Raw genomic sequence first — 13,044 nt, forward strand, 5'->3', positions numbered from 1 at the left:
ATTTGTATAATTTTTAAAGTTTGATACTGAAAAAGTTTTAGAATAACTAAAAATAAGGATAGATAAAATATGATATTTCAAAATAAAAAATTTTCAATATTATTTATGTTTATGGTGATGTTTTTATTTAATTCAAGCAAGCTTGCTGCAGTAATATTGCATAGTGAAAAAATAAGAAATTATGAAGTTACAGTGCAAATTAATAAAAATGGCACGCTGACTGTAAATGAAGTGATTGATTATCAGTTTGGCGAAGAGTTTAAGCACGGAATTTATAGAGATATTCCTTTGCGTTCAAAAAGGTTTGGATTTGATGTTCATAAGTCTTTTATCAAAATGAATTGGATAAAGAGGGACGGAAAGGATGAAGAATATACAAAAAATCATTTTTATGAAGGAATAAGGTACAGAATAGGTTCCGAAACAGAACTTGTAAATTTGTATAAGACTGAGAGCATATATGAGCTGAATTACGATATTTATAATGCTGTGTTTGAAAAAGATGGAATTTATCAAGTGTATTACAATGCTATTGGACAGTTTTGGAATGTTCCTATTGAACAGGCAAGTGTTATTATAAGATTTTCTGATGGGCAAAAAATTAAAAAAAATGAAATTGAAAAGTTGGAAGTTTATACTGGAAGTTATGGAGAAAAAGGTGAAAATTATGACATTTTAGAAAATGATGAGGAAATACACATTTCAACAAAAGAGCTGGAGGCCAAAAATGGGCTTACATTTATGCTAAATTTGAAAACGGATAAAATAAGTCCAACTTTAGTAGATAAGCTAAAAATTGTATATCTTTCCAATCCAGCAATAATAATTTTGCCATTTTTATTGTTATTTTTAACAATATATTCTATTGTAACGTGGAAGTTTTTTGGAAAAGATCCGCAAGGGAAATCTGTAATTCCAGAATTTAATTTGCCAAAAGACATTTCTCCAATGTTTGCAGCATATATAAATGGTGAAAGAGACACAGTGGAGATATTAAATGCAGGAATATTTACATTACTTACAAAAGGGTTTATAGTAGCAAATAGAGTTAATGGTGAAATTAAATATAACAAGGAATCCAAAACTGCGTATACACAGGAAACTGAGCTGGCGGAAGAGGAAAGGATGCTGCTTGATGCTCTTTCTTCAGAAAAGAATAATATTTTTGGTGGTGAAAAAAGAATTTATAATAAGGCAAATAGTATTATTGAAATCCTGAAGGATAAGTATCATAAAATAATTTATAAAAATAATGGAAGTTTTTTAGTTCCATTTTATTGTGCAGCTCCTGTTTTTATAATTTTTATATTTTCACAGACAAATTTTGAGTTTTTCAATCCTTTTATAATATTGTATATACTTATAACACTAGGCTCATTTTTTCATAGAATTTGGATAACAGTTAGTAAAAAATTGTTAATAGGATTAGTAATTATAGTGATTTTAGGTGTATCTTTTTATCAGGGAATTGAGATTTTTGTTTTTACAACATATTTTGTAATATTGTTTATTGTGTATGCAAAGTTAATTGGGAAATATACAAATGAAGGCTTGAGAAAAAAAGAATACCTGAAAGGTATGAAAATGTATATAAAAACAGCGGAAGAGAATCAGATAAGAAAATTTGACAATGTAAAGGAATTAATCGAATATTTTAATGGAATTTTACCTTTCGCAGTAGCACTTGGAGTAAAAAACGAGGCAATAAAATTAATGAAAAAAACAATAAAAATATACAACTTCGACATAAATGAATCTTATATAAATAGCCATACTCATATATACGCTTATAGTAACCACAGTTTTACGAACGCATTTTCAAGAAGTTACAGCAGTGGCAGATCGAAAATTATGAGTGAAAAATTTAGTTCATCTAAAAGTGGCTCAGGCGGAGGCGGATTCTTTAGTGGGGGAGGCTTCTCTGGCGGAGGTTCCGGCGGAGGAGGTGGAGGAAGCTGGTAGAAATACTGGCTTTTTTTCTTGTTGTAAAGTATTGTTTTTTAGTTTATAATATTGGTAGAAAATATTAATTTTTCAAATTTGTGTAGGAATACAGATAAATTGAACAGAATATACAGAAAATGAAAGGGATGGAATATGAAAAGATACAATTTGAATTTTAAGGAGTTTATTAATGAATAAATCTTATATAATTATAATTGAAATTATTGTGGTTTTACTTGTTGCAGTGTACTCTGTCTTAACGTGGCACTTTTTTGGAAGAGATCCGAAAAGGAAAACAGTTATTCCTGAATTTATAGAGCCAGATTATATTTCTGCAATGTTTGTAGCTTATATTAATGGCGAGAGGGATTCAAAAGAAATAATAAAAATAGGCATATTATCGTTAATACTGAAAGGATATATTTCTGAAGTTACCGAAACTAGTACAGGAAATAAGAAGTATGTTTTGAATAAGAAAAATAGGGATAATTTGAAATTGAGAAAAGAAACTTTGTTTGAGGAAGAAAATAATTTGCTGGATGTTCTTTCGGAAAATGAGTTATTTGAGAATAAACTCAAGATGATTGGGTACAAAAATCGTATTGTGTATTTTTTGGAGAAAAAATATGAAAGGACAATCTATAAAAATAATTATATATTCTTTATTCCAATAATATTTGGAATAGCAATATCTATAATTTTTGTATTATTACAATTATTACAGGGGAGTTTTGGAAGTGCAGTTATTGGTACAATGTTTATATTTATATGGCTTGAGTATATACATAGAATGCCTAAAGGGATTTTAAAATCTTTATATGTAATGGTTATTTTGGGAATAATTATTGCCGTAATGATGTATATGCAGATTTATTTGGGATTAAGTCTATTTATTTTGGGAATAATATTTTTGATTTATGAAAAGGCAATAGGAAAATATACTGTTTCAGGACAAAGAAAAATGGAATATATTAAAGGATTAAAAATGTATTTTGAAACTGCTGAAAAAAATAAAATAGATAAATTTGAAACAGAAGAAGAAAAACTTAATTATTTTAATCGAATATTTCCTTATATTATCGCACTTAAAGTGGAAGATGAAAAAATAGAAATTTTTAAGGATTCTTTGGATTTTTTAAATATAATGGGAAGTTACGCTGAAGCTCAATATTATGTTAATGAATATGTAGATAGGAAATTTCCAATTTTTAGAAAAAAATATATTTTTTGGTGAGATTAGAAAGATAAAATATATTTTTAAATCAAAAATAGCTTGTTATAATTATAAAATTTTATAAATTATAAAATAATCAAATGAAAAAAAGGAGAAGAAAGTTAAAAATGAAAATAGTATATTTAGATAATGCTGCAACTACAAAAATGTCCGACAAAGTGATAGAAGAAATGAAAAAATCGTTTAGCGAAAATTATGGAAATCCGTCTTCTGTGCATTCATTGGGACAACGTGCAAAATCAGCTGTAGAAAGGGCAAGATATATTATAGCGCAGAATTTAAAGGCTGAGACAACTGAAATTGTGTTTACATCTGGCGGAGCTGAAGGGAATAATCTTGTGATAAGGGGATTTTTAAAGGCGAATAAGGATAAGGGGAAACATATTATAACATCTAAGATTGAGCATTCTACGATTTTAAAAACCTTTGAGCAGCTGGAAAATGAAGGGTATGAAATTTCGTATATTAGCGTTGATGAAAATGGAGCTGTGGATATTGAAGAATTGAAGCAGGAATTGAGGGAAGATACGGCACTTGTTTCGATAATGTTTGTGAATAATGAAACTGGCGTTATTCAGCCGATTAAGGAAATTGGGGAAATTTTGGCAGAGAGAAATATATTTTTTCATACGGATGCAGTTCAGGCAATAGGGAAATTGGAAATTTTTCCAAAAGAATTGAAAATAGGAGCTTTGACAGCGACAGCTCATAAATTTTACGGACCTAAGGGAGCAGGATTTGTATTTATTGATAAAAGATATTCACTTGAAAAGGAAATCTGGGGTGGTTCGCAGGAAAGAAACAGACGGGCTGGAACGGAAAATGTTCACGGAATTTTGGGACTTGGTGTGGCACTTGAGGAAGTTTATGAAAATTTGGAAGAAATGTCAGAAAAAGAAGATAAACTGCAAAATTATCTAGAAAATAAACTGAAAACTGAAATTAAAAAATTAGGTAAAAAAATACGGATAAATGGAGAAAAAACCAATAGAATAAAAACAACAACGAATGTCTACATAGAAGGAGTGGATATTCAAATGCTGCTGGTAGCACTGGATTTAAGAGGAATCTGCATAAGCGGTGGTTCAGCATGCATGTCGGGCTCGCTTGAAAATTCACATGTTTTGAAAGCTATGGGGCTTAATGACGAGGAATTGAAAGGTTCGTTTAGAATTAGTATTGGTAAGGATACTACTATTGAAGAAATAGATTATTTTGTGGAAAATTTAATTGAAGTTATTTTATAATAAAACTGCTTTAAAACTGAACTCAAAAGTTATGGCTGTTTTACTCAAATCATAAATTTATATAATTTTTAATAGGTTTGACTATATAATTAAATCTTTAAATAAACAAAAAGAAAATAATGATATATTTTAAATTGGAGAATAAAATAAATGAAGAGAAATAAAAAGAAAAAATACAAGTTTCTGTGTGTTAGTGATATTGAGATTTTGGCGGATATGGAAGAGGATTTCTTGAAGCAGAGATTTAAAGATATAGATTTTATAATGTCTGCTGGAGATGTTTCCAACAATTATCTGGATTATCTTGTTTCGGTTTTAAATAAAGATTTGATTTGCGTTAATGGAAATCATACGTATAATAGGGATTGTCCGATAGAATTTGCAAAGGTAATTAATGGTAAATTTATAAAATATAAGGGACTGCGGATATTGGGACTTGATGGGAGCAAGATTTATTCGTTTCAAGAACATCAATATAGTGAAAGTCAGATGAAAATGAAAATTTTAAAAAATATTTTCTTTCTTCGTAAAGGTGTTGACATTGTTTTGAGCCATGCTTCGCCTGAAGGGATTCACGATAGAGATGATGGTGTTCATAATGGATTTAGGGTATTTCATAAAGTTATACAGCATTTTAAGCCCAAATTATGGATTCATGGACATATTCATTTGTCTAATTTTATGAATTATCAAGATACAAAGGTGGGAGATACAATGGTGTCAAATACGTTTGGATATAGGATATTTACTATTGAAAAATAAAAAATGTTTAAAAAATTGTACAGTTATTAAAATATTTTATTTTAAAAAAAGTGGATGTTTGGAGGAAAAATGGAAAATAGGACTTTGATGAGCGTGTTGGAAGCAGAAGAGGCTTATAAAAAATTTTTGAAGTCTTCGAGAGGAATATTTGGATTTAATTTTAAGAAAAAGGAGAATTTAAAGTCATTTTCGGAAATTCAAAAGGAAGAAAATGCCTATAATAGCGTAAATTTGGGAATAAAAGAAGTTCCGCTTGATAAAATAGTAGGAAGCGTTGAAAAGTATGCAGATTTTGATAAAAATTTTGTTCCTAAAAATAATGTCGTAAAGCAGAGATGGATAAATATTTACATCGGATACACATCGGATAGCATGCTTCCGACAGTTATTCTGTACAAAATAAAGGATAATTACTATGTTTATGATGGTAATCACAGGGTTTCGGTAGCGAAATTTCTAAATTTTGCGACAATTGAGGCACAAGTGGAGGAGTTTTTGCCAACAAAGGATACGAAAGATAAGGTTATTTACAGGGAGAATATGATTTTTGAGAAGGAAACAGGACTTTCTGATATTTTTCTTTCAGAGCCAATAAAATATAAATATTTGAAAGAAGAAATTGAAAGTTATAAAAATCTTTTAGATAAGAGAAAAAATGAAAATATGGATTTGAAGAAAGCAGCTAAAAATTGGCATATAAATGTGTTTTTACCAATAAAAATGATACTTTCTGAAAATGAAATAATTAAAAATTATGAAGGTAATCCAGATGATGTTTTTTTGTTTTTTTTAGAACATAAATATTATTTGAGTAAAAATCATGGGAAAAATGTAGGATATTTATATAGTGTAATTAATTTTATAAATTTGGTAAAAACAAACGAAAATAAAGATTTGGAAAATATTTGTGAAATTCAGACGCAAGAATTAATTGAAAAATGTAAAAAATTGGAAAAGATTGATAGTGAATTGATAAATTCTAATTTTAAACATGAAATGCAAGCAGAAACAGAATTAGAAAATGAAATTGTAAGTTATTTTAGAAATGGAATAGAAAAACTTTCTAATAGATATTCCAGCTATTTGTTTGAATCTAAAAAAATGGCAAATAATGAAATATGGACTTATTTTGCTAAATATATTTTGAATTATATAAAAATTTTAAATACTCAGAAAAATAATCATTTTAGCAATATGAATGGTAAAAATATTATTGAGGAAAATAACTTTGAAAAATGGCAAATAACTAAACCCAAAATGCAATTTGACAATATTGAAGTAAACACATTGAACTATATCCTTGAGGTATTTTTGCCAATTGCTGATATATTTTTGAAAATAAATGAGAAAGATTGTTTTGTTATGGATGAATACGAAAAATTGCAAAATGATTTCTTTAGTTTATTAAAATTAAAAAATTTGCTTAAAGCAGAAGGAAAATCTACTAAATATGAGAATATAATGACTGAAAATATAGAAATTGGTATAAATACCAAAAATAAAAAAGTCCTTTTTGGAGTACAGAAATTTCTTGTTTTAGAAAAGAAAAAAGAATTTTTGAAAAACTTGAAAAATCCTAAAATTTTTGAGGGGATATTGAAAAAATATGGAGAAATAAAAAAATACGAAACTTATGTAAGATTTTTTATAGCACTTGATAATTTTGGAGAAGAGGAATTTTTGAAAAACTTAGAAAAAAATTTGGAAGAATTTTATTTGCAAGATGATAATGTGGTTGAGTACAAGACAGAAAAAGTCATAAAAATTGAGAATAGCAGTATTTTTGAACATGATTATGAAATTGAATTTATAGATTTTTTTTGTAATAAATTTGTTGATTAGTTGTTTACAAAAAAGGTAATTTTTATTATTGATTTTACAAAAATCATGATATTTTTAGTTTAATTACAACAATTAGTTTGAAAAAATAATTATTAATCAAAATATCTTGAGATATAAAATAAATTAAAAAAAATTTTGTTAGTAAAGGAAGGGAATTAAAATGAATAATATAAAAGCGATATTTATGGATTTGGATGGAACAGTGCTGACAAGTGAGCATAAAGTTTCGGAAAATTTGATAAAAAAATTGAGAGAATTGGAAGAAAATGGAGTGAAAACATTCATTGCAACTGGGAGAACCTTTATTTCATCAAAGCCTTTTGTAGAAATGCTGGGTATAAAAAATCCAGTAATTAATTATAATGGTGGGAGAGTTACAAATCCTTTGAATAGTGAAGTTATCTTTGAAAAACCTGTTGAGGCACAGGATGTTAAGGAGCTTATTAAAGTTTCGAGAGAAAAGGGAATTCACTTAAATTTATATATGGATGACAAGTTATATATTGAAAATGAAACAGATGAAGGTAAAAAATATTCAGAAAGCGTGGAAATTCCATATTATGTGAAAAATTTTGACGAATTTATTGGGAAAACTTCTACAAAAGCATTATTTATTGCAGAAAATTCAATTTTACTGGAGTTAAAAAAGGAATTGGAAGAAAAATTGCCACATATTAATTTTGTATTTTCAAAACCGCATTATTTAGAATGCTTGAATAAGGAAGTAAATAAAGGGCTGGCAATAAAGGAACTGTTGAAAAAATATGATATTTCTCCAGAAGAAACAATGGCATTTGGAGATCAGTGGAATGATTTGGAAATGTTGAGGTTTGTCAAATATGGGTATCTTATGGGGAATGCTACGGAAGAATTGAAACAGGAATTTTCAAAAGATAAAATTACTTTATCAAATGATGAAGATGGGATTTATGAAGTGATAAAGGCACTTTAGGTATTTTTATAAAAATAGAAATTAGGTAGAAATTATGGAAAATAAATTTGTACATTTGAAATTGCATACGGAGTATTCACTGCTTGAAGGAGTAGGAAAAATAGATGAATATGTTGAAAAGGCTAAGGAAATTGGAATAAAAGCACTTGCAATTACTGATACTTCGATGTTTGGGGCAATTGAGTTTTTTAAGAAGTGTAAAAATGCTGGAATAAAGCCGATTATTGGACTTGAGGTGTTTCTTGATGGACTGGAGAAAGTGGGGGAATTTTCGCTTACTTTGCTTGCTAAAAATCAGAATGGGTATAAAAATTTATCAAAATTGTCGTCAATTTCATATAGCAGGTTTACACGGAATAGGAATAAAATTAAATATGATGAATTGAAAAAATATTCGGATGACTTGTATATTTTGTCGGGCGGGATAAATAGTGAGGTTGTAAAGGGTATTCTGGATTTGGAAAATACTCAGGTTAGAAGAGTTATTGAGAAGCTTGGCAAGGATTTTGGGGATAATTTTTTTATTGAAGTTTCTGCTGTGGAAAGGCTGGAAAAAGCTAGGAGAATGCTTTTTGACATTGTGCGTAAAAATAAATTTGATAATTTTGTTATTACAAACGATATTTATTATCCAAATCGAAAAGATGCAGTTTTGCAGAAAATTGTAGAGTCAATAAAAGAGGGGAGTAAAATTGATACAGAAAAATCCGAAAATAGTGAAATTTTATATGATGATCTGTATTTAAAGTCTGAGAAGGAAATAGAAAAAAGTTTTGAAAATAAGGAATATAGCGAGTTTTATGAAACTGGAATTAATAATGTGGAAAAAATTGTGGAAAACTGCAATGTTGATTTTGAGTTTCATCATTTTAAATTTCCAAAATATTCGTTGCCACAAAATGTAAGTGAAAAGGAATTTTTGCAAAATCTAGTATTTGAGGGGCTTTTTCACAAATACTTGAAAAAATCTGTTTCAGATTCTGAAAAATTACAGTTGGATAAAAATTTTGAAATAATAGAAAAAGAGATTGCAAAAGATGAAATTGCTGGGCAGAAATTGAAAGAAGTTAAAATTCGGGAAGAATTATTAAAGAATAATTTGGAAAATGTCTTGGAGCGTGCAGAGTATGAGCTGAAAATTATTAATAAAATGGGATACAATGGATATTTTATCATTGTCTGGGATTTTATAAAATTCTCACGTGAAAATGGGGTTTATGTTGGACCTGGAAGGGGTTCTGCGGCTGGGAGCATTGTTTCGTATGCCTTGAATATTACCGAAATTGACCCGCTTGAGTATAATCTGATTTTTGAGCGTTTTTTGAATCCTGAACGTATTTCGATGCCTGATATTGACATAGATTTTGATCAGGAACAGCGGGAAATTGTCATAAATTATGTGGTGAATAAATATGGGGCAGAATATGTGGCACATATTATTACGTTTGGAACGCTAAAGGCAAGGCTTGCAATTCGTGATGTGGGGCGTGTGTTAAATGTTTCGCTTGTAAAAGTCGATAAAATCGCTAAAATGATACCGTTTAATACGGAACTGAAAGATGCTCTGAACAATATCCCTGAAATTAGAAAAATGTATGAAACTGACAGGGAAATAAAAAGGGTAATTGATTATTCGCTTAAATTGGAGGGAAAAGTGCGGCACGCCTCTGTTCATGCGGCTGGAGTCGTTATTTCCAAAGATGTGCTAAGTGATGAGATTCCGACTTATTCTGATGGGAAAACAAAGATTGTTTCGACGCAGTATCAGATGAAAGAACTGGAAGAGCTGGGAATTTTAAAAATGGATTTTCTTGGCTTGAAAAATCTTACGATTTTGCGAAAAACTGCGGAAAATATTGAGAAAAGAAGAAAAACAAAGATTGTATTAAATGATATTGCTCTAAATGATGAAAAAACTTATGAATTGCTTACAAAAGCTGATACAATGGGAGTTTTCCAATGTGAGTCGGCTGGAATCAGAAGCCTTATGAAGAAAATGAAAATTGAAAAATTTGAGGACATAATCGCATTGCTTGCACTGTACCGTCCAGGACCTTTGCGAAGTGGAATGGTGGATGATTTTATCAATGTGAAAAATAACAGGACTGAGATAAAATATATTGATGATTCGCTAAAATACATACTTGAGGAAACTTACGGAATAATTTTGTATCAGGAGCAGGTTATGAAAATTGTGAGTGAAATGGCAAATTATTCGCTTGGAGAAGCTGATGAGCTGCGACGTGCGATTGGAAAGAAAAATCCTGAACTAATGAAGAAAAATCGTGAAAAATTTGTAACAAATGCTGAAAAAAACGGAGTTTTATCGAAAAAGGCAAATGAAATTTATGATTTAGTTGAAAAATTTGGTGGATATGGATTTAATAAGTCACATTCGGCGGCTTACGCATTGATTGTTTACTGGACAGCATATTTTAAGGCAAATTATCCATTGGAATTTTTTGCTGCGATAATGACAACCGAAGTGCATAATTTGGATAGATTTGTTGTTTTTGTGAATGAAGCGAAGGAAAAAGGGATTAATATATTTTTGCCAGATGTGAATTTGTCTGATTATGATTTTGAAATTGAAGAAAATCAGGAGGATAAAGAAAATTTTGGAAAGGCTGGAATAAGATTTGGACTTTTTGCGATAAAAGGCGTGGGGGCAGCTTTAATTAATGAAATAAAAAAAGAACGAAAAAACGGAAAGTTTGTTTCCTATAAAGATTTTGGATATCGGATGAAGCAAAACGGAATTACAAAAAAACAGCTGGAATCGCTAATTTTATCGGGAGCATTGGATGGACTTGATGGAAACAGGTTTGAAAAATACAAGTCCATTGACAAAGTTCTAGAATACAGCCAGAAAAAATACGAATCTGAAGAAGATTTGCAAATGATTTTATTCGGCTGTAAAAAAGAAATATCAGTTGACTTTCAGATGGAAAAAAGCGATGAGTTTCCTCAAAAAGTGTTACTTCAAAACGAAAAGGAATATTTGGGAATCTACGTTTCAAGCCATCCTTTAAATGAGAAAAAAAATCTGATAAATATAATTTCCCATAATAAAATATCAGAAATTTCTCAAAAAGAGCTAAAAAAAGTACGAATTATCGGAATAGTGAAAAATGTAAAAAAATTTGCAACACGGGCTGGAAAAGAGCCGATGGTAAAATTTGAAATGGAAGATTTTCAAAAAAGCATTGAAGTAATCTGTTTTCCAAGAGAATACATAACTTTTGGATATAAAATCACAGAAGGGCAGATTATGGTGCTGGAAGGAATTGTAAATTCCGAGCAAAATAAAAATACAGTTATTTTAAACAACATTTGCAACATTGAAAATCTGGAAGAAAACAAGAATCTGAAATTATACATCTTGATTGACGAAGAAGTGAAAGAAAAAAATCAGGAATTGAAGCAGCTTATTTTAAAAAATAAAGGTGACAATCAAGTATTTTTAGCATTTAAAACGAATGAGAAAAAGGAAGTTGTAAAACTGTCTGAAAAATATAATGTGAACTTGTCGCTCAAGTTTATTAGGAAAGTTGCGAAATTGGTGGGAATTGAGAGAATAAAGTTGAAATGATAAAAAAATTAAAGGAGTTGAGATATGTTTTTTTTGAATAATAAGAAATTAAAAAAATCTTTTAAAGTAACATTTATAATGATAATATTTTTTACAATAAACATTGCATCATTTTCTGAAAAGTCAGAATTTTTAGCAATTGGGAATTTGAAAATTGTAAGGCAGGAGCCATTGGTTATAAAGAGAGAAGATTTGAATATTACGATTGAGAAAAATAAGACAATAAAGGTTGAGAGTGTTTATACATTTGAAAATCTCGGAAATTATAATGTGAAATCGACGTTTATGTTCTGGCTGGATACGAATATTGAGAAGAGCTTAAAAGAGGATTTTAGTAATAAAAATACGAATAATCGAGGAAAATTTGTAAAAAATATAAAGTTTTTGACAGATTATAAAAAGGCACAAAATTTGAGAGCAGTTATAAAATTTGATGAAAATATTTATGAAAGTCAAGTTACAGATAGTATCCAGCGTGAATGGTTTGCCGTTTCAAAGGTTATTCCGTCGATGGAAGAAGGGAAAATCGCTGTTTATTATGATTTAGTAAATACAAAATTTTCAAGAAATAAGGATTTTGTATACAGTTTCGAGTTAGTTGACAATTTTTTTAACAAAAATAAAGCGGAAATATTGTACGTAAATGTTTATAATAAATCAGATTTAAAAATTGACAGGATAAATTTTAAAGACTATGAATTTAAGAATATCAGTAAAAATAGTACAAAAGAGCATTATGAACTGCTAGAGAGTGGAGTAAATCTGGATGGAAAAATTTCAATAAAATTTAAGTAGGGCAAATGTTGGTAATTTTGCCTGAAATGTAGTAAAATATACACAGATTAATTCAAATATAGAGAGAATCATAAAAATTGAAAAGAGGAAAAAATGAGAATTGTAGCAGGAACATTGAAAAATAGAAGAATAAAATCAAGGGAAGGAAGAGAAACTAGACCTACGCTTGAAAGAATAAAGGAGGCAATTTTCAGTATAATTGGAGAAAAAGTCGTAGATGCAAAATTTCTGGACTTGTATTCAGGAACGGGAAATGTCTCATTTGAAGCACTTAGCCGTGGTGCAAAAAGAGCGATTATGATTGAGGAAGATAAAGAGGCGCTTAGAGTAATTATTGAAAATGTGAATCATCTTGGAGTGGAAGAAAAATGCCGTGCCTACAAAAATGATGTTTTTCGAGCGATAGAAATCCTTTCAAGAAAAAATGAAACATTTGATATAATATTTTTGGATCCGCCTTACAAGGAAAATATTTCAACAAAAACGATTGAAAAAATTTCGGAAGAAAATCTTTTGGAACGAGATGGAATTATAATTTCAGAACACAGCATGTATGAGAAAATGTCGGATAAAATAGGTAATTTTGTGAAATACGATGAAAGAGATTACAATAAGAAAGTGGTTAGTTTTTATAGGTTTGATGATTGAAAAAAATAAAAAATAAAGGAGAAAAATA

9 protein-coding genes are annotated in these 13,044 nt (G+C 29.1%); all 9 read left to right on the forward strand.

What is annotated here, in order from left to right:
* The first annotated feature begins 69 nt into the window (after window positions 1–69).
* Window positions 70–1,962, forward strand: coding sequence for a DUF2207 domain-containing protein (locus tag ACZ5B9_RS03590; protein WP_464423394.1), 1,893 nt, complete (start codon window positions 70–72; stop codon window positions 1,960–1,962).
* A gap of 172 nt (window positions 1,963–2,134) precedes the next feature.
* Entirely contained in the window at window positions 2,135–3,178 is a 1,044-nt protein-coding gene (locus tag ACZ5B9_RS03595; RefSeq protein ID WP_464423395.1) for a DUF2207 family protein, read from the forward strand.
* A gap of 107 nt (window positions 3,179–3,285) precedes the next feature.
* Entirely contained in the window at window positions 3,286–4,425 is a 1,140-nt protein-coding gene (locus ACZ5B9_RS03600; RefSeq protein ID WP_464423396.1) for a cysteine desulfurase family protein, read from the forward strand.
* A gap of 150 nt (window positions 4,426–4,575) precedes the next feature.
* On the forward strand, window positions 4,576–5,187 hold the full coding sequence (locus tag ACZ5B9_RS03605) for a metallophosphoesterase family protein (RefSeq protein WP_464423397.1): 612 nt from the start codon (window positions 4,576–4,578) through the stop codon (window positions 5,185–5,187).
* A gap of 69 nt (window positions 5,188–5,256) precedes the next feature.
* The gene (locus tag ACZ5B9_RS03610; protein ID WP_464423398.1) at window positions 5,257–7,029 is read left to right on the forward strand and encodes a DUF4032 domain-containing protein; all 1,773 of its coding nucleotides are present in this window, start codon (window positions 5,257–5,259) and stop codon (window positions 7,027–7,029) included.
* 160 nt (window positions 7,030–7,189) lie between these two features.
* Entirely contained in the window at window positions 7,190–7,981 is a 792-nt protein-coding gene (locus ACZ5B9_RS03615; RefSeq protein WP_464423399.1) for a Cof-type HAD-IIB family hydrolase, read from the forward strand.
* 34 nt (window positions 7,982–8,015) lie between these two features.
* Window positions 8,016–11,573 (forward strand): DNA polymerase III subunit alpha, encoded by a 3,558-nt coding sequence (dnaE, locus tag ACZ5B9_RS03620; RefSeq protein ID WP_464423400.1) that lies wholly within the window; start codon window positions 8,016–8,018, stop codon window positions 11,571–11,573.
* A 24-nt stretch (window positions 11,574–11,597) separates the two neighbouring features.
* Entirely contained in the window at window positions 11,598–12,368 is a 771-nt protein-coding gene (locus ACZ5B9_RS03625) for a hypothetical protein (RefSeq protein WP_464423401.1), read from the forward strand.
* 93 nt (window positions 12,369–12,461) lie between these two features.
* Window positions 12,462–13,016: a 16S rRNA (guanine(966)-N(2))-methyltransferase RsmD gene (rsmD, locus tag ACZ5B9_RS03630; protein WP_464423402.1), complete on the forward strand. Its 555-nt coding sequence runs from the start codon at window positions 12,462–12,464 to the stop codon at window positions 13,014–13,016.
* The last annotated feature ends 28 nt before the right edge of the window (window positions 13,017–13,044 follow it).

The sequence above is a fragment of the Leptotrichia sp. SK-5 genome (assembly GCF_055387215.1).

Coding starts and splice junctions, on each gene's coding strand:
- ACZ5B9_RS03590 (WP_464423394.1), top strand. CDS start 70: ATGATATTTCAAAATAAAAAATTTTCAATATTATTTATGTTTATGGTG.
- ACZ5B9_RS03595 (WP_464423395.1), top strand. CDS start 2,135: ATGAATAAATCTTATATAATTATAATTGAAATTATTGTGGTTTTACTT.
- ACZ5B9_RS03600 (WP_464423396.1), top strand. CDS start 3,286: ATGAAAATAGTATATTTAGATAATGCTGCAACTACAAAAATGTCCGAC.
- ACZ5B9_RS03605 (WP_464423397.1), top strand. CDS start 4,576: ATGAAGAGAAATAAAAAGAAAAAATACAAGTTTCTGTGTGTTAGTGAT.
- ACZ5B9_RS03610 (WP_464423398.1), top strand. CDS start 5,257: ATGGAAAATAGGACTTTGATGAGCGTGTTGGAAGCAGAAGAGGCTTAT.
- ACZ5B9_RS03615 (WP_464423399.1), top strand. CDS start 7,190: ATGAATAATATAAAAGCGATATTTATGGATTTGGATGGAACAGTGCTG.
- dnaE (WP_464423400.1), top strand. CDS start 8,016: ATGGAAAATAAATTTGTACATTTGAAATTGCATACGGAGTATTCACTG.
- ACZ5B9_RS03625 (WP_464423401.1), top strand. CDS start 11,598: ATGTTTTTTTTGAATAATAAGAAATTAAAAAAATCTTTTAAAGTAACA.
- rsmD (WP_464423402.1), top strand. CDS start 12,462: ATGAGAATTGTAGCAGGAACATTGAAAAATAGAAGAATAAAATCAAGG.